The following is a 24596-nucleotide window of genomic DNA, read 5'->3' as shown; positions in this document are numbered from 1 at the left end:
ACCAACCCGTGCTGCGGACCACGCCCTGGGCCGTCGGTCAGCTAGACGGTGCGTAACTGGGATATTGATGGTCATCTTGGATCGTTTCTCGTGAGCGATCACCTTCAGGATCGATGTAACCAGGTACGCCGGGTATTCGGAACGCACCAATATGCGGTTGACGCCTCCCCTCTGCCAGGCGACTCTCTGCGAGTAGACGATCAGGCTGACCGATGGCGATGTTGGTGATGCTGCGCAAAGATTCACTACCCATGGTGTAGTAGTGCGAGTGGTCGTCCCGGTCGAGCGATCCGGAGCCAGGTACCTCGGCCTCGAACCGAGTTGATCCGAAACCCTCGCCAGCCGGGTCGCGGCCCAATCCCGAATCCAGGGGAAGCGGGATCCCGTAGTTCCGCAATGTGCCTTTGAGTAACTCGCCTGGGACCCCGTCCGCCTGGCCGATCCAACTGATCGGGTCAGTGGACGCTGCACCGACGTAAACGTTTCCGCCATCGAGGTGAAAGCCGGCAGCGTTTCGCGCGAGATCTGTTCCTGGACTGCCGATCAGCACCGCATCGTTGGCGCGCATACCACTGTTGGCGAATGCGTCGGCGACCGTGGTCGAACCGTAGGAATGTCCAATGACGGTGACGTGCTGGGGAGTTAATCGATCGTGGGTGACCCACAAGCCGTTGACATCAGCGGCCAGCAGTTCGCCACCGTCACGCGCCAGCTCGGGCCGGCTGACGCGAACGTCGGCTAAACCATCGGGTGCGTCGTACCCCATCCAGGCGATCACCGCGGTGTAGTGATGGGCGGGCTCAGCCGCCAAGGATTGATCGTAAAGGTTGATCGCGTCACCATGCTCAGCCATCCATCCCTGTTCCACACTGCTGCCCGTTCCTGGCACGATCACTGCAGTGTTTCGCGCAAAATCAGGATTGCCGATCGCAATCGCAGCCTTGCCTTGACCATTGAACGCAACCGGGTCGTAGGCCCATAGCATGACGGGTCTTTCGTTGCCGGTGCCACGCCACCGGTCGTACTCAAGACCGTCACGCGTCCGAACAGCGTTTCGGTAACGTGCGGCATCTGTCGCCGGAAGCCCATACGCCACAGGGTTATCGAGCACCTCTGCAGTAGGGACCCCCCGCAAATCTGCGGTGCTTTCGACTCGATTGATGTCGTCGTCCATCACGGCCTGGTTGACCAAGTCCCGAGTTACAGCGGCAATACCGTTGAGATTTCCCAACTCCGGTGGATGTTCAGCGACCAGTTGCTGCCGCTGTTTCCGGCTCAGTGAATCCCACCACTTCTCGACATCCTCAGCGGTGGTTTCCGATGGCGGAATCTGAATCGCGTCTTCGGGTTTAGCTGGTACCCCTGGCTCATCTAACACCTGGGTTCCCGCCGGTGCGTACTCGTCAGTTCGCAGTGTGGATAATGTCTTTTGTAGCTTGTCGGAGTAGTCGTTGCGTATCGACTGCGTGTGACCTAGCACGGTTTTGGTGTCAACGGTAGCTTGCTGTTCCAGGGCATCGATCAGCGCATCGAGTGCTGCTTGATCCGTCGAGGTGAGGCGAATGGTTTTCTCAATCTCCAAGGCCTCGCCGAGCTCGGTGTCGATCTGCTGAAGCTGGGCTTCCAAAGACGAAATCGACTCAGCCGACTTACGTTGGGCCTCAGCCAGATCGGCTGCGATGTTTTCCAAATCAACCGCGATCTTGGGCAGCTGCGCGGCCCGCACACCCAGCGACGCCGTGGCACGCTGCACTTCAACCGAATCATTGAGCCGATGCTCACCATCTTCTCGATTCCACGCCACCTCAAACCGCCGCCGCGCCTGCGCGAAAGCCGCACCCGACTCCGACGTACACCGGCCCGCATCATGAAAAGCCTGCGCCAACTCCGAAATCCGCGCCGGCCGACCAACCTGAACACTGCTGTCAATCGCCCACGGATCACCGCCAGCCTCACCGATCAGATGCGACACACTTATGTATCGCAACCGCATCGCACCACCCCTAATTCCACGGCATTGCCCCGATCCATCTCGGTAAACTCCACCGCCGCGAAATGTACCTTTCCCGCAAGAGCGGTCAACTCTTGTCGATGGTCACGCAAACCTCGCACATGCGCAGCGTGTGTTTCGATGACCGCGTCGTGAAACACCTGGGCCGCCGCGAAGTCACCAAACATTCCCGTCACCAACGGACCGCGCGACAAACGGTCAGCCCCATCCTGGGCATACTCGCCGGCCCGGTGCGACTCATCTGCCCCTGAGTGCAGCAGTTCAGCATCTACGAACATTGCAACCTCCTCGGAGCCGCCGCGGCGCTAACACAACTGCGGGGGCACCGACCCCGCTCGCACGGTTAGGGGTGGTATCCAGCCCCGCCCGAACTGCCGGCCACGCTAACGATGGCTTGATTGCCGGTCAATTCAGTGTCGTGGCGCCATCGGCGCGACCGTCACCGTTGATATCAGTCAGCCGAACATTCCAGCGGCCATCGCCGTCGGTGTCGATGTATCCGGTCATACCGTTCTCGTTAATACACAACACTCGGTCGGCTATTCCGTCGTTGTCGGAGTCGAAAACCCTGTCGTCGAGGTGGCCGTTGCCATCGAAATCCACCGTCGGCCCGCCAGTGTGTTCGACCCCATCGAGCCCGAACCAGCGCAACTGGCCGCCGCGGTCGACAGCGACCGCCCATGTCCCGGACCCATCATCGGTGAAGTACTTTTCCGGACTGCCGTCGTCATCAAGATCGAGAACAGCGTGGTCAGCTATCCCGTCCCCGTCGACGTCGGTCAGCGCGTCGTCACGAAAACCGTCTCCGTCGATATCCATGCCGATTGCATCGAGCTGGCCGTCACCATTGAGATCTAGATCGGGGGGACGATGCAAAATCGAAGCTGCGTATTCTCCACCGTTCAGTTCCCCGCTCAGGCAGTAGTCCATAGCTGCTTGGACGACGCACCGCCGCTAACGGTTCCCCCGCGATCGCCACCACGCCAACAACTCGACGGTAGCTTCCTCGTTACTCATCGGCCCGCGATCCAGACGCAGCTCCTTCAAATAGCGCCACGCTTCGCCAACTTCCGGACCCGCCGGTATATCCAGCAAAGCCATGATCTGGTTGCCGTCCAGATCTGGACGTACCCGCGCCAGATCCTCTTGCGCGGCCAGCTCCGCGATCCGCTCCTCCAGCTGATCGTAGTTGGCTCGCAGCCGCGCCGCCCGACGCTGGTTGCGGGTGGTGCAGTCGGCGCGAACCAGCTTGTGCAGCCGCGGCAGCAACGGTCCAGCGTCGGTGACATAACGGCGCACCGCAGAATCTGTCCACTTCCCGTCGCCGTAGCCGTGGAACCGCAGATGCAGAAACACCAGCTGGGAGACATCGTCGACCATCTGTTTGGAGTACTTCAGCGCCCGCATCCGCTTTCGCACCATCTTCGCGCCCACCACCTCGTGGTGGTGAAAGCTCACACCGCCGTTGGGTTCATGGCGTCGAGTTGCCGGCTTACCAATGTCGTGCAGCAACGCCGCCCAGCGCAGCACCAGATCTGCGCCGCTCTCCGGGTCCTCAAGGCTGATCGCCTGCCGCAGCACCGTCAATGAATGCTGGTAGACATCCTTGTGCTGGTGATGTTCGTCGATGGCCATCTGCATACCACCAATCTCGGGGAGCACCACCGCGCCCATGCCGGTCTGGACCAGTAGGTCGATACCGCCTACCGGGTCGCGGCCGAGCATCAGCTTATCCAGCTCGGCCGCCACCCGTTCGGCACTGATGCGCGTGAGCTGCGGAGCCATGTCTTCGATCGCCGCCCGCACCCGCGGGGCGACGGTGAAACCAAGCTGCGAGACGAACCGCGCCGCACGCAGCATTCGCAGCGGATCGTCGCCGAACGACACCGACGGAGCTGCCGGAGTATCCAAAATGCCGGCCCGCAGTGCCACCAAACCGCCGAGCGGATCGAGAAACTCGCCGAGCCCGCCCGCAGTGATCCGCACAGCCATGGCGTTGACCGTGAAATCGCGGCGCACCAAATCATCATCGATCCGGTCGCCGAAACGAACCTCCGGATTGCGCGACACCTGGTCGTAGCTATCGGCGCGGAACGTGGTGATCTCCAGGCGGTAGTCACCCTTGCCAACCCCGATGGTGCCGAATTCAATTCCGGTGTCCCATACGGCATCAGCCCAAGGCCGGACAATTTTCTGCACCTGCTCGGGGCGCGCGTCGGTGGCGAAATCAAGGTCCGGGCTCAACCGGGCCAAGACGGCATCCCGCACCGAACCGCCTACCAGGTACAACTCGTGTCCTGCGGCGGCGAACGCCGACCCGAGGTCGCCAAGCACGCTGGCATGCCGATTCAATGCGACCGCAGCCGCGGTCAACAGATCAGGATCCTGGGCGGATTCAGGCACGTTCGATGAGCCTAGCGGGTGCGCGGCTGAGGCCTTGCTCACATCTAGACCTGAGCGCTTCAGCCCGGTAAGGGCAAACACCGATCGTTCGATTGCGCCCAAACAGACCCAAGAATTGAGCCCGCCGCGGCGTCTCAGATACCGGACAACCGGCGAGTACGTCCGGTAGACCAGCCAGTTCCAGCTAATATCGCTTGGGTGTCCAACGGCGAACGAGCCAAACCACGCCGGCGCCGCAATCGGCGCCGGGGTCGTGGACCCACGGGCTCGGCCGACCATGGTGCACCCGGCCAGCCCTCCGGCGACACCGCCACCACGCCGACACCAGCCAAACCGCGCCGCGCCCGCACACCGCGGCGCGGGCGAGACGGGCTGCGCACCGTCCATGAGACGTCTGCTGGAGGCCTGGTCATCGACGGTATCGATGGTCCGCGGGACGCGCAGGTTGCGGCTTTGATCGGGCGTATCGACCGGCGCGGACGGATGCTGTGGTCACTGCCCAAGGGGCATATCGAGCTTGGCGAGACCGCGGAGCAGACCGCGATTCGCCAAGTCGCCGAGGAGACCGGAATTCAGGGCAGCGTGCTGGCGGCGCTCGGGCGTATCGATTACTGGTTCGTCACCGACGGCAGGCGGGTGCACAAGACCGTTCACCACTACTTGATGAGGTTTTCCGGCGGGGAGCTCTCCGATGACGATCTCGAGGTCGCCGAGGTGGCCTGGGTGCCCATCCAGGACCTACCGGCCCGGCTCGCCTACGCCGACGAACGCCGACTGGCCGAAGTGGCCGACGAGTTGATCGACAAGTTGCAAAGCGACGGCCCATCAGCACTGCCACCGCTGCCGCCCAGCTCGCCTCGGCGAAAGGCACAGACCCACTCACGTACCCGTCACGCGGACGGACCCAGCACGGGCCGAAAGAACGGTCGCGGGCCGGGGCCGTGACCACCCTGCGACTCCGGTCGGCTGGGTTATTGCGCCTCGCCGCAGTGGTCGGCATCGTGGTCGGTGCCGGGCCGTTGCTTACGGTAGCCATGGCCGCGCCGCGCGCGGCTGCGGGCGAGCCCAGCGCAACACCATTTGTCCAGGTTCGCATCGACCATGTGACCCCGGAGGTGGTCACCAGCAGTAGCGAGCCCCTCGTCACCGTCACCGGCACGGTGATCAACGTCGGAGACCGCCCGGTACGTGACGTGATGGTCCGCCTTGAGCATGCGACGGCATTGGCGTCTTCGGTTGGCTTACGTACGTCTTTGGCCGGAAGCACCGATCAGTATCAGCCGGCCGAAGAATTCGTACCGGTAACCGATGAGCTACAGCGCAAACATCAGGCCAGCTTCACTCTGTCGGCGCCACTGCGCTCGCTGACCGAACCATCGCTGGCCATCGCCAGGCCCGGGGTGTTCCCGCTGCTGGTCAACGTCAACGGAACGCCCGATTACGGAGCGCCCGCCCGACTCGACGATGCCCGGTTTCTGCTGCCCGTGGTTGGGGTGCCGCCCGACGCCGAGGCTGACTTCGACTCCGCGGTAACCGCCGATACGGCCAAGCCGGTGCGGACCACACTCATGTGGCCACTCGCCGACCGGCCGCGGCTAGCTCCCGGCGCCCCCGGTGGCACGATTCCGGTTCGGCTCGTCGACGACGACCTAGCGAACTCACTGGCCAATGGGGGCCGGCTGGACATACTGCTGTCGGCGGCCGAACTCAACACACGGCCCGACGCCGACCCGGACGGCACCGTTGGCCAAGCGCTCTGCCTCGCCATCGACCCCGACCTTCTCGTCACCGTCAACGCCATGACCAGCGGCTACGTGGTGTCGGACTCTCCCGGCGGTGCCGGTCAGCTACCGGGCACCCCGACGCACCCGGGCACTGGCCAGGTGGCGGCGACAACGTGGCTTAACCGGCTACGCGAGCTGGCTCACCGAATATGCGTGGCGCCGCTACCGTTTGCCCAAGTCGACCTCGACGCCCTCCAGCGCGTCAACGATCCCGGACTCAACTCGGCCGCAACCATCAGCGCCGGAGACATCATCGACCGCATCTTGGATATCACTTCCACCCGTGGCGCCACATTGCTGGCCGACGGGCCGGTGACTAACCGGGCGGTTCAATTACTGAGCGCCAACGACAGCACCGTGGCGATCGGCGCAGCCGAGCTTTCTGGCTCGAACAAACAGCGGCCTCCGGTAGGCGGCACGTCGACAACATTCAGTACCGCAACCCGGCGGCTGTCTCCGCAGGTGGTAGCCGCGCCGTTCGACCCGGCCGTCGGTGCGGCGCTGGCCGCAGCCGGCAACGATCCGATCGTTCCGACGTATTTGGGCGCTGCGTTGTCGGTACGGATCGCGCACGACTCGTCGGCGGCACGTCGCCAAGACGCTTTGGGGGCGATGCTGTGGCGCAGTTTGGAGTCGGACGCCGCGCCACGCACCCAGATCCTGATGCCGCCCGCGTCGTGGAACCTCTCCAAGCAGGACGCCCAACTGATCTTCACCGCGATGGCCACCACCATGCAGTCGGGCGTCACAGTGCCACGACCGCTCCCCACGCTGATCTCTGATGCAGTGAATCGCGCCGAACCACCGGAACCGCCGGGCGTCTATGCGTCCACGCGCGGCCGGTTCGACAACCACATCACCGCCGAAATCGCTGGCCAGGTTCACCGGGTGTGGAACTTGACCTCGGCATTGACGAGCGATCACCGAACCGGGCTCACCGGTCCGCAGTACACCGCGCCGCTGCGCGAGGACATGCTCCGCGCTCTGAGCCAATCGGTCCCGCCAGATACTCGCAATGGGTTGGCTCAGCAGCGCTTGGACATTGTCGGCAACACGATCAACGATCTATTCGGTGCGGTGACGATCGTCAACCCAGGTGGTTCCTACACCCTGGCCACCGAACACAGTCCCCTCCCCCTCGCCCTACACAATGGCCTGGCCGTTCCGATCCGGGTCCGGCTGCAAGTCAACACGCCGCCCGGGATGACGGTCACCGACGTTGGCGAAATCGAACTGCCGCCGGGATACCTGCCGCTGCGAGTACCGATCGAAGTCAACTTCACCCAGCGGGTCGCGATCGACGTGGCCCTGCACACGCCAGACGGCGTAGCGCTCGGCGAACCCGTCCGGTTGTCGGTTCACTCCAACGCCTACGGGAAGGTCCTTTTCACGATCACACTGGCCGCGGCGGCAGTGCTGGTGATCCTGGCTGGAAGACGGCTTTGGCATCGGTTCCGTGGCCAGCCTGATCGCGCCGACCTGGACCGGCCGGCCCCACCCCAGGCCGAACATGCCGGGCGGCATCGTGCATCGGACCAGCCGAGCGACGAAGAGCAATCCGTATGAAACCCACTCTCCGTCGGACCCCTCGACAGGCAAGCCCGCCGCCTCGACACCGGGCGCAGGCACGAACACCGGCGCAATCGCGACCACCGGGCCACCTGCCCTGCCAGGGCGCTGCCGGCGCTGATCTATTGCAGGGCCGCGCCGAACGACGCGAACTGTCCGACGCCGCGCTGGTATCGCACTCCTGGGCCATGGCGTTCGCGACGTTGATCAGCCGGCTCACCGGCTTTACCCGGATTGTCCTGTTGGCCGCGATCCTGGGGGCTGCGCTGGCCAGTTCGTTCTCGGTGGCCAATCAGCTGCCGAACCTGATCGCCGCGCTGGTCCTGGAAGCGACGTTCACCGCCATCTTCGTGCCAGTCCTGGCGCGCGCCGAACAAGACGACGCTGACGGCGGCGCGGCGTTCGTCCGCCGCCTAGTCACCCTGACCACCACGCTGCTGCTGGGAGCGACTGCTCTGTCGGTGCTGGCCGCCCCCGTCCTGGTGCGATTGATGCTGGGTCCGAACCCTCAAGTCAATGAGTCGTTGACCAGGGCGTTCGCCTATCTGCTGCTACCGCAGGTGCTGGTATATGGTCTGTCGTCGGTGTTTATGGCGATCCTGAACACCCGCAACGTGTTCGGGCCCCCAGCATGGGCGCCCGTTGTGAATAACGCGGTAGCGATCGCCACGCTGGGGGTGTACTTGGCCGTCCCCGGCCAACTATCGGTCGACCCGGTGGAGATGGGAAACGCCAAACTTCTGGTGCTGGGGATCGGCACCACCTTGGGGGTGTTCGCCCAGGCCACGGTGCTGCTGGTAGCGATCCAGCGCCAGCACATCAGCCTACGCCCACTCTGGGGAATCGATGAGCGGCTGAAACGCTTCGGCACCATGGCCGTCGCGATGGTCTTCTACGTTCTGATCAGTCAGCTCGGCCTGGTGGTAGGCAACCAGATCGCCAGCACCGCAGCAGCGTCTGGCCCCGCAATTTACAGCTACACCTGGCTGGTGCTGCAGCTGCCGTTCGGCATGATCGGCGTCACCGTGCTGACGGTGGTAATGCCACGGCTGAGCCGCAATGCCGCGGCTGAAGACTCGCCGGCCGTGCTCGCTGACCTGTCGCTGGCCACCCGCCTTACCATGGTCACGCTAATTCCGACCGTGGCATTCATGACCGTGGGCGGGTCGGCGATCGGTAGCGCGCTGTTCGCATACGGCAATTTCGGCCATGTCGACGCCGGATACCTTGGCGCGGCAATCTCGTTGTCGGCATTCACCTTGATCCCCTATGCGATGGTGCTGCTGCAGCTACGGGTGTTCTATGCGCGCGAACAGCCGTGGACGCCGATCGTGATCATCATCGTCATCACGACCGTCAAGATCATCGGCTCGCTGCTGGCGCCGCATTTGACCGACAACCCAGACTTGGTGGCTGGCTACCTCGGATTCGCCAACGGCCTGGGCTTTCTTGCCGGCGCGATCCTCGGCTACCACCTGCTGCGGCGCGCCCTTCAGCCCGCCGACGGTCACCTGGTGGGCGCCAGGGAAATCCGAACCATCCTGGTAACTATTGTCGCGTCGTTGCTAGCCGGGCTGTGTGCATACATGGCCGATCGACTGTTGTCGCTCGAGACATTGACATCCCACGGCGGTGGTATCGGTTCGCTGCTCAGATTGCTCCTGCTTGCGGCAGTCATGTTGCCTGTGCTGACAGCGGTATTGCTGCGTGCGAATGTTCCTGAGGCACGCGCGGCGCTGAATTCTCTCCGGAACCGAATCAAACGACACAGCTTCTCTGGGCCCGATCAAGCCTCGCAACATAGCGACGTCCCGTACTCTATTCACAGAAATTTGTCCCCGCCGGTGGACAGCGCGACCGTGGAGCCAATTCAGCGCACACCCCCGGCAGCCAGAGCCGGGATAGCGAAAGGACCGGAGGTGACCGACCGCCCCCTGGAAGGCGCCTTATCCCATTCCGCGGCGCCTGACAGCGATCCCCCGCCGTCAGTTGCCGATGATTTCCTGCCCGACGTTCCGGCCGGACATGACTCGGGCCCCGGTGCAGGACCGCTTCCACCCGGCCAGATGAATGGCGATTCAGCCGCCGATCGGATCGGCGGGCCGGCGCATTTTGACGCTCACCGTGCTCGGGCAACAAATCCGTCGGTGCACCCTGAAGATGCCCACCTTGTGCCTGGCGCCCGTATTGCGGACGGCCGCTACCGGTTGCTGCTCTCCCACGGCGGTGCCCCACCCCTGCAGTTTTGGCAGGCACTGGACACCGCATTGGACCGGCAGGTGTCACTCACCTTCGTCGACCCAGATGGTTCGCTGCCCGAAGAAGTCGTGCAGGAAATCCTTTCCCGCACGTTGCGACTCACCCGGATCGACAAACCCGGCATCGCTCGGGTGCTCGACGTCGTTCGCACCAGGACCGGCGGGCTGGTGGTCGCAGAGTGGATCCGCGGGGGGTCACTGCAAGAAGTCGCCGAGACTGCGCCGTCGCCGGTCGGCGCTGTCCGGGCAATGCAATCGCTCGCCGCAGCCGCAGACGCCGCCCATCGCTCAGGTGTCGCTCTGTCGATCGACGACCCTAGCCGGGTGCGTGTGAGCATCGAAGGCGATGTCGTCTTGGCCTACCCCGCAACACTGGCCGACGCGAACCCGCAAGACGATATCCGGGGAATCGGTGCCGTGTTGTACGCCCTACTCGTCAACCGGTGGCCGCTGCCCCAATCCGGGTCACCTAGCGGGTTGGCACCGGCCGAGCGAGATTCCTCCGGTCAGCCTGTTGAACCTAACCTCATCGACCCTGACATCCCTTTCCAAATATCCGCGGTCGCAGTCCGGTCTGTGCAAGAGGACGGCGGAATACGCAGCGCATCTACTCTTCAAAATCTGTTGCACCAAGCGACCGCGGTCGCCGACCACACCGAGGTCCTCGGGCTGATCGACGAGACCCCCACGCCAGCAACTCCTCAGCACCTACCCACGCAGACCAGCGAGACCCATACTCGCCGCCGCCGCAACCTCTTGATCGGGATCGGTGCAGGCGCCGCGATCCTCCTGGTGGCCTTGTTGGTCATGGCCTCGGTATTGACCCGGATCTTCGGCGATGTCAGCGGTCTTGACAAGGACGAACTCGGACTTAATTCACCGACTTCTGCTGAGTCAGAAGCCGATTCGGCGCCCTCCGGCAGCATGGTCAAACCAATAAAGGCCAGGGTCTTCTCCCCCGACGGTGGCGCCGACGCTCCGGACAAAGCCGGTTTGGCGATCGATGGTGATTTGTCAACCGCCTGGGAAACCGACACCTACAGCGACCCAGTCCCATTCCCGGGCTTCAAGAACGGTGTCGGGCTGATGTTGCGGTTACCCCGACCCACCGTGGTTGGCGAAGTCACTGTCCATGTTTCCAGCACCGGGACGAAGGTAGAGATTCGCTCCTCGTCCACGCCGACGCCAGCGAAGCTGAAGAACACCAAAGTCCTGACTCCCGCAACCAGGCTCAAGCCAGGTTCCAACACGATTCGGGTCAACGCGACCGCACCGACATCGAATCTTCTGGTGTGGATATCCACGCTGGGAACTATCGACGGCGAGAGCCGCGCGGATATCTCCGAGATCACCATTCAAGCCGCATCCTGATCGTCGAAACCGTGCGGGTTTGACGGCTGGTGACGACGACAGGTCCGTGGCTTCTGGGACCAGCGGAATGAGAAAGATCGCCGCTGACAACCGCGGCCGTGGGTGAAGTGCTCCGCGACACTTGATTGGCTACTGTCCGACCGATGAGTTTCGGGGGAAACAATCGTCAACAACGCAGCGACGCCCAGTTGCTGGCAGCCCATGTCGCAGGCGATCGGCACGCGTTCGGTCAGTTGTTTCTTCGTCATCACCGACACCTGCACCGGCTGGCGCGGCTGACCAGCCAGACCCCGGAGGATGCTGACGACGCGCTGCAAGAGGCCATGTTGTCGGCACACCGCAGCGCTGGTTCGTTTCGATATGACGCCGCTGTCAGTAGTTGGCTTCATCGAATCGTGGTCAACGCCTGCTTGGATCGCCTCCGCCAGGCCCACTCGCGACCTACCAGCCCACTTCACGACGTGCATCCAGTCGACGATCAGACGAACCAGGTGGAGACGGCAATCATGGTCCAACGCGCATTGATGCGGCTTCCTGTCGAGCAGCGGGCCGCGGTGGTCGCCGTAGACATGCAGGGCTATTCGATTACCGACACGGCCAGACTACTGAGCGTCGCCGAGGGTACGGTCAAGAGCAGATGCGCCCGCGCCCGCGCCCGGCTGACCCAGCTGCTCGGCTATCTCGACACTCGCGCCGGCGCCGCAATTCAATCGGGAACCGGTCAGTCTTAGCCCAGTTCCCGTCCGGGGCGAGTCAATCGGTCTGAAATTTAGCGCTGGATCGCGCGTGGCCGCCCGACTGCGTATAGCGGACACTGGGTCAGGTGAGTGCAACCGAGGATGAACCGGTCGAGCCGAGTGAATCGGGCGCGGACCCGCCGCTGACCGTTGAGCTCCTCGCTGACCTGCAGGCAGGTCTGCTCGACGATGAGACTGCGTCTCGCGTCCGCAGCCAGGTCCGCGCTGACCCGCAGGCAGCGGGGATGCTGCGGGCGCTGAACCAGGTGCGTAGGGATGTCGCAGTGGCGGGAGACGGCCTCACTCCGGGACAAGACGTTCCCCCGGGTGTCACCGCCAGAATCTTAACGGCGCTACAGTCGGCGAGTTCTGACCGGAAAATCGGTCCCGGTCACTTAGCCCGGCCTCGCGCACGTCCGGCTCGAGTCGCCGCGGTCGTCGCGGGTTTGTGCGCATTGGCTGCAGCGATCGGCCTGGGTACCAGCGCGTTGGTTAGGACCACCCCTCCCGTACCTGCAGCGAACGCATCGGTCACCGCCAGGCACATCACCGTGTCGACCCCCGCACCAACGCTGCCGCTATCGCATACGCAGATCGTCGCTTTGCTCGGTCAGGCCCCCGACTATGGCTCACCACGAAGCCCGCTGGCCGACCCGTCGAGACGGGCCTCATGTGTGAGCGGCCTTGGCTACCCAGCTTCGACCGAAGTCCTAGGCGCGCGGCCTGTGACCATCAACGCCCGCGCCGGGATACTGCTGATCTTGCCCGGAGACAACGCCGACGAGCTGGCAGTTTTTGCTGTTGCACCCACGTGCAACGCCGCCGATACCGGGCTAATGGTCAGCAATCTAATGCCTCGCGGATGAACGGTTTGAGTGTTGTGCATCGCTTGCGGGAACAGCAATGCCTACGCTGGCGTTCGTAGACGATGGAGACCAGCATCTGTACCGAAAGGCTCGAATGACCGACGCACGCTCTGCTCAAGAACCTGTCCGTGATGTCATCGTTATCGGATCCGGACCCGCTGGCTACACCGCCGCTCTCTACACCGCCCGCGCCCAGTTAGCACCGTTAGTCTTCGAAGGCACATCGTTTGGTGGTGCGCTGATGACCACGACCGAAGTGGAGAACTATCCGGGATTTCGCGACGGCATCACCGGCCCAGAGTTAATGGACGAGATGCGGGAACAAGCCTTGCGATTCGGCTCAGATCTTCGGATGGAAGATGTCGAGTCGGTATCGCTGGAAGGACCAGTCAAGTCGGTTGTCACCGCCGACGGGGAGACATTTCTGGCCCGCGCAGTAATCCTGGCGATGGGCGCGGCCGCCCGTTATCTGCAGGTGCCTGGCGAGCAAGAATTACTGGGCCGCGGGGTGAGTTCGTGCGCCACCTGTGATGGGTTCTTCTTCAAAGATCAGGACATCGCCGTTGTCGGTGGCGGTGATTCGGCGATGGAGGAGGCAACCTTCCTGACCCGGTTCGCACGCAGCGTGACACTGGTGCATCGCCGCGACGAGTTCCGGGCGTCGAAGATCATGCTTGAACGCGCCCGTAACAACGACAAAATCACCTTCCTCACCAATCACACTGTCGTCGGGGTGGAAGGGGAAACGACGGTAACCGGATTGCGATTGCGCGAGAGTGACTCCGGTACGGAAACCAAGTTGCCGGTCACCGGTGTTTTCATCGCGATCGGGCATGAACCGCGGTCTGGTTTGGTTCGTGATGTTGTAGACCTCGATCCCGATGGGTACGTGCTCGTGCGGCAACGCACCACGAGCACGTCTATCGACGGTGTATTTGCGGCCGGTGATCTCGTGGATCGAAGCTATCGGCAGGCAGTCACCGCCGCGGGCAGTGGCTGTGCAGCGGCAATTGATGCCGAGCGTTGGCTTGCCGAGCAGACCGAGTAGAAACGCACGCAGCGGCGCTCATCGAATTCCCTAACAGCATCGACACGTTGATTGGAGCACAGCAATGAGCAATCCCGAGACGACCGGGTCCACGATCGAAGTTTCCGACGCCTCCTTCGGCACGGATGTGTTGTCCAGCACCAAGCCTGTACTGGTTGACTTTTGGGCAACCTGGTGTGGACCGTGCAAGATGGTGGCCCCTGTTCTCGAAGAGATCGCGAACGAGCGCGCGGCCCAACTCACCGTCGCGAAGTTGGACGTGGACACTAATCCAGCCACCGCCCGCGACTTTCAAGTTGTCTCGATCCCCACGCTGATCCTGTTCAAAGATGGTCAGCCAGTGAAGCGGATTGTCGGCGCCAAAGGTAAGGCAGCGTTGCTAAGGGAGCTTTCCGACGCGATTCCTGCCCTCGATTAGCGCGCCGAATCAGGCCCGCGATTGGCCTGGGGTTTTCCCGAAATCCACAAGGATCTGCGACAATACCCGTGGCTGCCGTTCGTTTGTCGGTGATGTCAGTTAGTTTCGGAAGGCCCTGGGTATGTCGAGTCCGCGCCGCACAAACGGCGATGTGCTGCGCTGTGGCGACCGCAGTGCTGCTGTCCCCGAGATCCGCGCTGCACTGGCCGCGCTGGGTCTGCTGGACAGTCCTGACGAAGACCTAACCACAGGCAAGCTCGTCACACCTGAGTTGTTCGACGCCCAACTCGACCAGGCAGTACGCGCGTTCCAGCAGCATCGTGGTCTACTCGTCGACGGCGCTGTCGGCGAAGCCACCTACCGTGCCTTGAAGGAAGCATCCTATCGGCTCGGCGCGCGAACCCTATATCACCAATTCGGCGCCCCGTTTTACGGTGACGACGTCGCTACACTGCAAGCCCGACTACAGGATCTCGGCTTCTACACCGGCTTGGTAGATGGCTATTTTGGCCTGCAGACCCACAATGCTCTGATGTCGTACCAACGTGAGTACGGTCTCGCCGCCGACGGCATATGTGGTCCAGAGACGTTGCGCTCCTTGTACTTTCTAAGTTCGCGAGTTAGTGGTGGCTCACCGCACGCAATTCGCGAAGAAGAAGTCGTCCGCAGATCTGGGCCGAAGTTGTCTGGCAAGCGGATTATCATCGACCCAGGGCGCGGCGGAACCGACCACGGGCTGATCACACAAGGCCCGTCCGGACCTATCAGCGAAGCTGACATGTTGTGGGACTTGGCTAGTCGGCTCGAAGGACGAATGACCGCGATCGGTATGGAAACGTTTCTGTCCCGACCGACCAACCGAAGTCTCTCAGACGCCGAGCGTGCCGTTACTGCCAACGCGGTAGGCGCAGACCTGATGATCAGCCTGCGCTGCGAAACCCAAGCCAATCCTGCAGCAAACGGCGTCGCTTCGTTCCACTTCGGAAATTCGCACGGTTCGGTCTCGACTATCGGCCGCAATCTGGCTGATTTCATTCAGCGTGAAGTGGTGGCGCGCACCGGTTTACGGGATTGTCGCACGCATGGCCGGACATGGGATCTACTTCGCCTGACCCGCATGCCGACCGTTCAGGTAGACGTCGGCTATGTCACAAACCCTCATGATCGCGGAAGGTTAGTGGCGACGCAGACGCGCGATGCTATCGCCGAAGGTATCCTTGCCGCTGTTAAGCGGCTCTATCTGCTGGGAAAGAACGATCGGCCCACCGGAACATTTACCTTCGCCGAGTTGCTTGCCCACGAGCTATCAGTCGAGCGTGCTAGCAGGGTGAGCGGCTCCTAGATCCTGTTCTGGAGTGCGAACTCCATTGTCATCAAACAGTTCTGGCCGAAGATCCTACTGCCACCGGCTCTTGCAGCTGAGCGTTCTCAAGCAGCCGTTCCAAAGCCGCCTCAACTTCGGCCTTCCATCCCAGACCCTTATCCAGCTCGAGGCGCAATCGTGGGAAGTAGCGATGCGGCGCCACTACAACGAAACCCACATCCATCAAAAACTCTGCGTCCAGAATGCAGTGTTCGACCGTACAGTCTCCCAGGGCTTCCAGCACCGGTCGAACGTCAGGATCGACCGTGGAGTGACCGTGTAACTCCGCAGCAGCGGCTGTACGCCCGAAAGCTTCGAGCGCCCGCACACCGCGCCGGACCAACTCATCGGTCACCCCGGCGATCAGACTATGCGGCAGATCGTCAGATGCTTGGCCTCGTTCGATACTCATCGATGTCAACAGAACGGCATCCGCGGAGACCGGTGCCGTAGGAAACCGATGCGCTCGGGGCACCACACTAGGTGGCGCGTAAAGCACATATCCCAAACAAGGTGGTTCCGCGTTGCTGCGGTCGTCCGGAACCGCGGTCGCTACTTGACCGCATGAACCCCACTCCAACATCACCATCGACAACCATGCTTCTTTTTCAAATTCAGGATCGGCGAGATGATCTTCTTTGCCAAGAGTCGCGGGATCAACCTCCCAAAATACGCAACGGCGGGCGTGCTTGGGGAGATGCTCGAAGGCTTCGAGCCGTAGCGCTGTGATACGAGCCGACACTAGTCTCCTGGCCTCCGTGCGGTACTGCAGCCAACAGCCCCGCTCCTCCGCGGGACCCGGTGCGGCCCGCATCGTCACGGAGCGATGCCGCCGGCTCAACGATGCCGAGCCAGCGCGCACCAGCAACTCTTCCAGAATAGGAGAGTATGTCGTGATCGGGCCACAATTCACAGCACGAGTTCAGCCGCTACACAGAACAGCTTCCACCGTGCGTCCTTTGCTGTATCAGAACCCCAAAACAGTTTCCCGCGCACCGAACCTGCACGGCACTGCTACCCCCAAGACCTGGTTGCGCATACCTCGAAAACGGTGCAATGTCACAGTGACGTAACTATAGGGTATCGATGTTCACACTTTGTCAGCCGGCATCAAACCCACAATTCGCTGCAAATCATCGACCGAGCCGAACTCCACAACGATCTTTCCCTTGCGTTTGCCAAGACTAACTGTCACTCGAGTATCGAAAGTATTCGACAAGCGTTCTGCAATATCTTGGAGACCAGGCATCTGAATCGGCTTGCGTCGTGAAGGTGACGGGGTGTTGGTGTCAGCACGGTCACCGTCACTATTCGCGAGGGTGACTGCTTCTTCGGTGGCTCTCACCGACAGCCCCTCGGCGACGATACGACTCGCCAATTCTTCCTGTGATTCCGGTCCTGCTTCTAGAGAAAGCAGCGCGCGGGCATGCCCCGCGGACAAAACACCGGCAGCAACCCGACGCTGGACAGGGATCGGCAGTTTGAGTAGCCGGATCATATTGGTGATCAGCGGCCGTGAGCGGCCAATACGTGCGGCTAGCTCATCGTGGGTGACACCGAACTCGTCGAGTAACTGCTGATACGCCGCGGCTTCTTCTAGAGGATTGAGCTGAACGCGGTGAATATTCTCCAGCAACGCGTCTCTTAGCAGGTTGTCATCGCCGGTTTCGCGAACGATCGCTGGAATAGTGGCTAGACCAACCTCCTGGGCAGCCCGCCAACGCCTCTCCCCCATCACGATCTGATAGTTCGCACCCCGTTCGGTCCGTTCTACTGCACGCACCACAATCGGCTGCAGCAGCCCGAACTCTCGAATGGAGTGCACCAACTCGGCCAGTGATTCGTCGTCGAATACCTGCCGTGGCTGGCGAGGATTGGCCTCGATAGTATCGGGCGCAATTTCTCGATAGACGGCACCGACCTCTAGAGAAGAGGGATGCGCTCCGCCGATAACGAGGTCAGCGGCTACGGCCCCCATCTGAGGACTAAGCGTCGACGTCCCTGGGTCGCTTTCCACTGGTCCGGTCGGGATCAGTGATGCCAATCCTCGACCTAGGCCGCCCTTCTTTCGTGACGGCTGCGTCATGATTGTCCCTTCGTACGTAGTCCTGGATCGCGGTTCACAATTTCGCGGCTCGCATCGAGATAACTCATCGCACCCCGCGAACCTGGGTCGTAATCCATGATTGTCATGCTGTAGCCAGGCGCTTCGGAAACCTTGACGCTGCGGGGAATGACGGTTCGCAGCACTTTACTTCCGAAGTAGCGGCGGACTTCGTCTGATACTTGATCGGCAAGTTTTGTCCGACCGTCATACATCGTCAGGATGACTGTGCTGACGTCAAGGCCGGGATTGAGATGCGCTTTGACCATCTCGATGTTACGCATCAGCTGTGACACACCTTCCAGCGCGTAGTACTCACACTGTATGGGGATCATTACTTCGGGAGCGGCGACTAATGCGTTGATGGTGAGCAGTCCCAGCGACGGCGGACAGTCGACAAAGATGTAGTCGAAGTCGAGGTTGTCCAACTCGATCAAGGCCGTTCGCAACCGGTTCTCGCGCGCGACCATGCTCACCAATTCAATCTCGGCGCCAGCTAGGTCGATCGTCGCCGGTACGCATGACAACAGCGGACTATGCGGACTGGGTAGGATGGCCGCCTGCAACGCGGCTTCACCAATGAGTACCTCGTATGAAGATGGCGTAACCAACTGACGGTCGGTGATACCCAGCGCTGTACTCGCATTCCCCTGCGGATCGAGATCGATAACCAGCGTCTTGAGACCTTGTACAGCGAATGCGGCGGCAAGGTTGACTGTAGTGGTGGTCTTCCCCACCCCACCCTTCTGATTTGCGACGGTGAAGAGTCGGCGTTGACGAGGCTTCCGTAGTGGCTCTTCGGTGGTGTGTAGTACCCGCATCGCACGTTCGGCCGCGGCACCGATCGGGGTGTCGAAATCTGTGGATGTTTCACGTGAAACGTTCAACGCCGGGTTCTGCGTCAGACCGGCCGTCGAAATCGGTCCGAATTGCGAACGCGGACCGGTACTCGGCGTATCTCCCCAAACCGCTCTTGGGTCCGCCGCCGCCCCCGCCGCACTATGGCGTGGACCACCGTGCCCACTCATCGGATCTCCGTCCGTGGCAGCTTGTGCCGCGTCTGCTCGGCGCGCCGTGCCCGAACTACGGTTGCGGGCGGCCGCAAATAGTTCACGCCACATGTAACCACCCTGACATCTACAGCGCCCGATGCGCCCATCACACGCCGATGTTCACGGACTTCATCGGGAGCGCGCCCCCCTTTGATCGCAATCATCTGTCCCTCCGGCCGTAGCAACGACATACTCCATTTCGTCAATTTATTCAGCGGCGCCACAGCTCGCGACACCACGGCGTCACTGCCGCCCAGTTGGTCACGTATCTGTGGCTCTTCGGCACGACCGCGCACCACTTCGATCGGCAACTCTAGTTCGAGCACGACTTCTCGCAGGAATTCACTTCGTCGCAAGAGTGGCTCAAGAAGAACGATCTCAAGATCAGGCCTTGCTATCGCCAGCGGCACACCAGGTAAGCCGGCTCCGCTTCCGATATCAATCACTCGATCTCCATCATTCAGAAGCTCGCCAATCACCGCACAGTTCAGGAGATGCCGCTCCCAAACTCGATCGGCTTCCCGAGGCCCGAGTAGACCTCGCTGGACCCCGGTCGTCGCCAACACTTCGGCATACCGCTCAACAACGCCGACCCGCGAACCAAACACAGCCGCCACGGCCTCCGCCACGACAGGCTCGACCGAAGCCCGAGAATGTCCCATTCGCCCGCAAGGGTCGACATGTTTCACGTGAAACACTCTCCCCTACTTCGACCGCCTAAGTCTAATAAACTACCGCGGTGTCACTAGGTCTCAACTCGATCTCGAGTTAGTCACGTAATACCGCAACTCGGCGAGACGGCTCGACGCCCTGACTCTCGCTACGTACACCAGGAACCACCGCCACTGCGTCGTGGACGATCTTGCGCTCAAACGGTGTCATCGGCGCAAGCTCCTCACGCTCGCCAGACTCAGCCACACGTCGCGCCACCTTATCGCCGAGTGCCGCCAACTCCTCACGACGCCGGCGTCTCCAACTCGCAATATCGAGCATCAACCGGCTGCGTACACCTGTCTTCTGATGAACAGCCAAACGCGTCAACTCCTGCAAAGCATCGAGCGTCTCACCCCCACGACCGACCAACTTGTTCAAGTCGTCACTGCCGTCGATGCTTACCACTGCGCGAATACCCTCGACGTCCAAATCGATATCGCCGTCGAAATCCAGCAGATCCAACAACTCTTCGAGATAGTCGCCCGCGATCTCACCCTCGGCGACTAACCTCTCTTCCAACTCTGCTGACCCCTCAACACCGGCATCTGCAGCCCCAGCCCCCTCCTCGACTGTCGCGCTCGCTGATTCGGTTTCTGTCTCGTACTCAGTGGTGTCGGCGTCAGTCATCACTATCCCTCTCCGTCGTCTGTCAGTACCGATCATCTGGAGCGAATCGCCCCGTCAAGCTCCTGAAGCTGCGGCGTGATCGCTAACGTTTGCGTTTCTTAGGCCGCGCACCCGAGCGCGGCGTGCGGTTACTTGGACTCTTGTTCCGTCCAGCAGGATTCGGCCTATTCCCTTGCGGCTTGCCCTTTTTCGTTCCAGCATGCCCGCCGTTCGAGCTCGTCTTGCTTGAACCGGCGTCGGGACCATCCTCGGCCTCTTGCACATCCGCTTCTGATCCGTCATCACCTATCGGTTCCGCCTTACCTGAGCGCTTCGGCTTAACCCCTGGCGCCGGAGCATTAGCGGCTCGCCGTTGAACAGCTTCCTGCTTCTTGGCCTCGTCTTCTTTTTCAATCATGCCGAATACGTAGTGCTGCTGCCCAAACGTCCAGATGTTGTTCGAGAACCAATACAAAATGATCGCCAACGGTAAGAACGGTCCACCAACAACCACGCCGAGTGGAAACACATAGAGCGCGAGTTTGTTCATCATGGCGGTTTGCGGATTTGCCGCGGCCTCCGGACTTTGACGAGCAACCGATGCACGGCTATTAAAGTAGGTCGCGATTCCGGCCATGATCATCAACGGGACGCCCACCGCGATCACCGCGGGCCGATAGAACTGCCCGAAGTCACTGAACGCCTCCAACCCGTTTCGCTGAATCATCGTGGCGCCAAGCGGCGCTCCAAACAGGTTGGCGTCAAGAAAATGTCCTACGTCGGTCGGACTAAAAAAATAGTTTCCCGTAGCCCGATTCGCAGCAACCGACATGTGTGGCTGCCCGAAACCTCCCTGTGTCCGATTAAAAGAACGCAACACGTGATACAGCCCGAGGAAGACCGGCAGTTGCGCAAGCATCGGTAGGCATCCCAAGATTGGGTTGAAGCCGTGCTCGCGTTGCAGCTTCTGCATCTCCATCGCCATCCGCTGCCGGTCTTTGCCATATTTTTTTTGCAGCGCTTTAATCTGCGGCTGCAGTTCCTGCATCTGCCTGGTGGTACGGATCTGACGCACAAAGGGCTTATACAACAACGCGCGCAAAGTGAAGACCAAGAACATCACTGACAATGCCCAGGCGAAAAAGTTCGACGGCCCGAGTACGAACGCGAACAACTTGTACCAAACCCACATGATCCACGACACCGGGTAATAAACGAAGTCGAGGCTGAAAAAATCAAACAACGGATTCACTCCCTGTATTACTGGCATCTGAATCTGTCTCAGACCTATGACGCTCCGGTATCGGGTCCCATCCTCCTTGATGCCACGGACCACATCTGGCAAGTCTGGTCATAGTCAGCCAGATTCCCCGGACCAAACCGTATTCAGAAAGAGCATCGACGGCATACTGGCTGCACGTCGGTACGAACCGGCACGACGCCGGACGTAACGGCGAAATCACGTGACGATAAAGCTCGATAACGAAAATCAAGCCGCGCGCCGCCGCTTTACCCCCGGACCGTATCCCTGCAGTCCACCATCCGGCCGAGAAAATCACCACTCACCCGCTTGGACGAAAGCATGCCGCAAACCATTTCGAAGCTGCTCGCCCAACCTCGCAGACGAAACATCCCGGCTGCCCGGCAGCGCGCGAATCACGACTTGATCCAATGGATGAAGATCCGCCAACATTGGACGGGCGACATGACGCAACCGGCGTGCAATCCGATGCCGCTGCACCGCCGAACCCACCGGTTTGGCAATAATCAACCCGACCCGGGGCCCATCACTCACACCACCAGCACAGCCCCGCCGGACATGAACAATAACGTCGGGCTGCACGGTACGTGCCCCATACCTGACCGTCGCGTCGAACTCCGCTGACCGCCTCATGCGGTTGCGCGCGCACAGCACCGCTAATGCCCAGGGTTACGTTCAGGCAGTCAGGTTATGACGGCCCTTGCGGCGCCGGTTAGCCACAATTGACCGCCCCGCTCGGGTGCGCATCCGCAATCGAAAACCATGAACACGGGCTCGGCGCCGATTGTTCGGCTGAAAAGTCCGTTTCCCCTTGGCCACCACGTTCTCCTTGTTCTGACACCGTCATCCCGCCGATATGCATGCAACCGGAGTTGGTCCGCAGGGTCAGTCGGGGTTGGTCTCGCTTCTGGCCGGCGCGGTCCCCGCGAAACACATTTCAGGTCGCAGCCGCATCGCCGACTTTCGGGCGACTGTTTGAGGGTACTGACGAGATTTGCACGGGTCAAACCTCGACGCGTTCCACGCAAGCCGACACACCAACGATAGCCTCGATCGCGCTACCGCGTAGCTACATCACGTACGAACCGAACCAAATCCGGCACAGTCACAAACAACCACGCCAGAATACGAAGGAACGGCTTGGCAGCCGCACGGAAAACTGTTAGCTTCGGGCAGTGCCGTTTCAGACATGAAAACGCGGTAGATACGAAGCGAGGATGGCGGATCAACTAGCTGCCGAGACAACTAGTCTGTTGCCTGCAGCGCGGAGATCGCGAGCCGTTGCCGGTAGGTTGCGGCTTGCCCTTGAACGCCCTGTCCACACCTGTGGATAATTATGTGGATTGCTTGTCGCCAGCGAAGGTTGCACCTCACCCAAAATTCGCGGCAACCAGGGAGATACGTCGTTGACCGATGACCCCACCTCGGGTTTCACCAGCGTGTGGAATGCTGTCGTCTCCGAGCTCAACGGCGAGTCGAATACCGATGGCCTATCCACAAACGGCGCCGCCCTCGGTTCACCACTCACCCCGCAGCAAAGAGCCTGGTTAAATCTTGTCCAACCACTCACCATCGTTGAGGGTTTCGCGCTGTTGGCCGTGCCAAGCAGCTTTGTTCAAAACGAGATTGAACGTCACCTGCGTACCCCGATCACCGATGCCCTCAGCCGCCGGCTCGGACAACAGATACAGCTCGGGGTGCGCATCGCCCCATCGTCGACCGACGATGGCGATGATGCCTCCACATCGTCTGAAGACTCTGGCCCGCACGTACCCGACGACGCCGCCGACGTCGATGACCAACTTCCAGCCACTGATAGTGCTGGGCAGAGTTGGCCGGCGCACTTTACGGAACGTTCCTCTAACACCGATTCCAGCGGTTCTGTTGAAACCAGTCTCAATCGCCGCTACACGTTCGACACCTTCGTCATTGGAGCTTCCAATCGGTTCGCGCACGCCGCAACCTTGGCGATAGCCGAAGCGCCCGCGCGCGCTTACAATCCCCTGTTCATCTGGGGCGAGTCCGGACTGGGCAAAACACACCTGCTCCATGCCGCGGGCAACTACACGCAACGGCTGTTCCCGGGTATGCGGGTCAAGTACGTGTCCACCGAAGAATTCACCAACGACTTCATCAACTCGTTACGCGACGATCGCAAGGTTGCCTTCAAGCGCAGCTACCGCGATGTCGACGTGCTGCTCGTCGATGACATCCAGTTCATTGAAGGCAAAGAAGGCATCCAAGAAGAGTTCTTCCATACCTTCAACACACTGCACAACGCCAACAAGCAGATCGTCATATCATCAGACCGCCCACCAAAACAGCTCGCCACCCTCGAAGATCGGCTCAGAACCCGATTCGAATGGGGGCTGATCACCGACGTGCAGCCCCCCGAGCTGGAGACCCGTATCGCCATCCTGCGAAAAAAAGCACAGATGGAACGTCTGGCGGTACCCGACGATGTCCTAGAGCTGATCGCCAGCAGTATCGAACGCAACATCCGTGAACTCGAGGGCGCGCTCATCCGGGTTACTGCGTTCGCCTCATTGAACAAGACCCCGATAGACAAGGCACTGGCCGAGATCGTTCTTCGTGACCTGATCGCCGATGCCAGCACTATGCAAATCAGCGCGGCAGCCATCATGGCTGCCACCGCCGAGTACTTTGACACCACGGTCGAAGAACTCCGCGGCCCGGGTAAAACCCGAGCGTTGGCTCAGTCCCGACAGATCGCGATGTATCTGTGCCGTGAGCTCACCGATCTCTCACTTCCCAAAATCGGCCAGGCTTTCGGCCGTGATCACACCACGGTCATGTACGCCCAACGCAAGATCTTGTCGGAGATGGCCGAACGCCGCGAAGTCTTTGATCACGTCAAAGAACTCACCACCCGTATCCGTCAACGCTCCAAGCGCTGACAACAGCTGATTTCTCGCCGTTTTCTACAAAAAACTTCTCTCTCCTAGACCACACCAGTCACACCTGCGCGGTGTGCGCGGTCCTGTGTATAAACCACTCACGCCGCCGTGCA

22 protein-coding genes are annotated in these 24596 nt (G+C 61.2%); 9 read left to right on the top strand and 13 right to left on the bottom strand.

The features are described 5' to 3' along the window. Positions 1-37: 37 nt before the first annotated feature. The 4 genes from ACO07W_RS11525 to ACO07W_RS11510 all read right to left on the bottom strand — a co-directional run bounded on the left by ACO07W_RS11525 (position 38) and on the right by ACO07W_RS11510 (position 4414). On the bottom strand, positions 38-1993 hold the full coding sequence (locus ACO07W_RS11525; RefSeq protein WP_421843300.1) for an alpha/beta hydrolase: 1956 nt from the start codon (positions 1991-1993) through the stop codon (positions 38-40). After that, complete coding sequence (locus ACO07W_RS11520) at positions 1975-2289, bottom strand: DUF2563 family protein (protein WP_421843298.1); 315 nt, start codon at positions 2287-2289, stop codon at positions 1975-1977. Before ACO07W_RS11520 ends, ACO07W_RS11525 begins: the two co-directional genes overlap by 19 nt. 127 nt (positions 2290-2416) lie before the next feature. Continuing rightward, positions 2417-2941, bottom strand: coding sequence for a pullulanase (locus ACO07W_RS11515; protein WP_421843296.1), 525 nt, complete (start codon positions 2939-2941; stop codon positions 2417-2419). A gap of 24 nt (positions 2942-2965) precedes the next feature. Next, complete coding sequence (locus ACO07W_RS11510) at positions 2966-4414, bottom strand: CCA tRNA nucleotidyltransferase (protein WP_421843294.1); 1449 nt, start codon at positions 4412-4414, stop codon at positions 2966-2968. Positions 4415-4612: 198 nt separating this feature from the next. On the opposite strand from ACO07W_RS11510, the gene ACO07W_RS11505 reads away from it, so the two are divergent. The 8 genes from ACO07W_RS11505 (at position 4613) to ACO07W_RS11470 (ending at position 15807) form a co-directional block, all read left to right on the top strand. Beyond that, the gene (locus tag ACO07W_RS11505; protein WP_421843292.1) at positions 4613-5359 is read left to right on the top strand and encodes an NUDIX hydrolase; all 747 of its coding nucleotides are present in this window, start codon (positions 4613-4615) and stop codon (positions 5357-5359) included. Then, positions 5356-7764 carry a DUF6049 family protein gene (locus tag ACO07W_RS11500; RefSeq protein ID WP_421843290.1) on the top strand — a complete coding sequence of 803 codons (2409 nt, stop codon included), beginning with the start codon at positions 5356-5358 and terminating at the stop codon, positions 7762-7764. The genes ACO07W_RS11505 and ACO07W_RS11500 overlap by 4 nt, the downstream gene beginning before the upstream one ends. Continuing rightward, positions 7761-11396, top strand: a complete 3636-nt coding sequence (gene murJ / locus ACO07W_RS11495) for a murein biosynthesis integral membrane protein MurJ (protein ID WP_421843288.1) — start codon at positions 7761-7763, stop codon at positions 11394-11396. Before ACO07W_RS11500 ends, murJ begins: the two co-directional genes overlap by 4 nt. A gap of 143 nt (positions 11397-11539) precedes the next feature. Then, positions 11540-12127 (top strand): RNA polymerase sigma factor SigM, encoded by a 588-nt coding sequence (gene sigM, locus ACO07W_RS11490; RefSeq protein ID WP_421843286.1) that lies wholly within the window; start codon positions 11540-11542, stop codon positions 12125-12127. A gap of 92 nt (positions 12128-12219) precedes the next feature. After that, complete coding sequence (locus ACO07W_RS11485) at positions 12220-12999, top strand: hypothetical protein (protein ID WP_421843284.1); 780 nt, start codon at positions 12220-12222, stop codon at positions 12997-12999. A gap of 94 nt (positions 13000-13093) precedes the next feature. Further along, entirely contained in the window at positions 13094-14047 is a 954-nt protein-coding gene (gene trxB, locus ACO07W_RS11480) for a thioredoxin-disulfide reductase (protein ID WP_421845944.1), read from the top strand. 64 nt (positions 14048-14111) lie between these two features. Next, positions 14112-14465 (top strand): thioredoxin, encoded by a 354-nt coding sequence (gene trxA, locus ACO07W_RS11475; protein ID WP_421843282.1) that lies wholly within the window; start codon positions 14112-14114, stop codon positions 14463-14465. A 121-nt stretch (positions 14466-14586) separates the two neighbouring features. Then, on the top strand, positions 14587-15807 hold the full coding sequence (locus ACO07W_RS11470) for an N-acetylmuramoyl-L-alanine amidase (RefSeq protein ID WP_421843280.1): 1221 nt from the start codon (positions 14587-14589) through the stop codon (positions 15805-15807). A gap of 31 nt (positions 15808-15838) precedes the next feature. Here ACO07W_RS11470 and ACO07W_RS11465 read toward each other — a convergent pair whose 3' ends face one another. From ACO07W_RS11465 to rpmH, 9 genes are all read right to left on the bottom strand, one after another. Further along, positions 15839-16570 carry an acetyltransferase gene (locus tag ACO07W_RS11465; RefSeq protein WP_421843278.1) on the bottom strand — a complete coding sequence of 244 codons (732 nt, stop codon included), beginning with the start codon at positions 16568-16570 and terminating at the stop codon, positions 15839-15841. A 348-nt stretch (positions 16571-16918) separates the two neighbouring features. Continuing rightward, positions 16919-17914 carry a ParB/RepB/Spo0J family partition protein gene (locus ACO07W_RS11460; RefSeq protein ID WP_421843276.1) on the bottom strand — a complete coding sequence of 332 codons (996 nt, stop codon included), beginning with the start codon at positions 17912-17914 and terminating at the stop codon, positions 16919-16921. Next, entirely contained in the window at positions 17911-18960 is a 1050-nt protein-coding gene (locus ACO07W_RS11455) for a ParA family protein (RefSeq protein WP_421843274.1), read from the bottom strand. The genes ACO07W_RS11460 and ACO07W_RS11455 overlap by 4 nt, the downstream gene beginning before the upstream one ends. Beyond that, on the bottom strand, positions 18957-19646 hold the full coding sequence (rsmG, locus tag ACO07W_RS11450; RefSeq protein WP_421843272.1) for a 16S rRNA (guanine(527)-N(7))-methyltransferase RsmG: 690 nt from the start codon (positions 19644-19646) through the stop codon (positions 18957-18959). The genes ACO07W_RS11455 and rsmG overlap by 4 nt, the downstream gene beginning before the upstream one ends. A 106-nt stretch (positions 19647-19752) precedes the next feature. Then, the gene (locus ACO07W_RS11445) at positions 19753-20325 is read right to left on the bottom strand and encodes a protein jag (protein WP_421843270.1); all 573 of its coding nucleotides are present in this window, start codon (positions 20323-20325) and stop codon (positions 19753-19755) included. 82 nt (positions 20326-20407) lie between these two features. Beyond that, a complete protein-coding gene (yidC, locus tag ACO07W_RS11440) occupies positions 20408-21556 on the bottom strand; it encodes a membrane protein insertase YidC (protein WP_421843268.1) in 1149 nt (382 codons plus the stop codon). Then, positions 21540-21860: a membrane protein insertion efficiency factor YidD gene (yidD, locus tag ACO07W_RS11435; RefSeq protein ID WP_421845943.1), complete on the bottom strand. Its 321-nt coding sequence runs from the start codon at positions 21858-21860 to the stop codon at positions 21540-21542. The genes yidC and yidD overlap by 17 nt, the downstream gene beginning before the upstream one ends. Beyond that, a complete protein-coding gene (gene rnpA / locus ACO07W_RS11430) occupies positions 21860-22219 on the bottom strand; it encodes a ribonuclease P protein component (protein WP_421843266.1) in 360 nt (119 codons plus the stop codon). The genes yidD and rnpA overlap by 1 nt, the downstream gene beginning before the upstream one ends. Positions 22220-22240: 21 nt before the next feature. Beyond that, on the bottom strand, positions 22241-22384 hold the full coding sequence (gene rpmH / locus ACO07W_RS11425; protein WP_421843264.1) for a 50S ribosomal protein L34: 144 nt from the start codon (positions 22382-22384) through the stop codon (positions 22241-22243). A gap of 587 nt (positions 22385-22971) precedes the next feature. Between rpmH and dnaA the strand changes: the two genes are divergently transcribed. After that, on the top strand, positions 22972-24483 hold the full coding sequence (gene dnaA / locus ACO07W_RS11420; RefSeq protein ID WP_421843261.1) for a chromosomal replication initiator protein DnaA: 1512 nt from the start codon (positions 22972-22974) through the stop codon (positions 24481-24483). Positions 24484-24596: the final 113 nt, after the last annotated feature.

The organism is Mycobacterium sp. (assembly GCF_965230835.1).
Classification (GTDB): domain Bacteria; phylum Actinomycetota; class Actinomycetes; order Mycobacteriales; family Mycobacteriaceae; genus Mycobacterium.
This window is presented reverse-complemented; position numbering and strand designations above follow the sequence as displayed.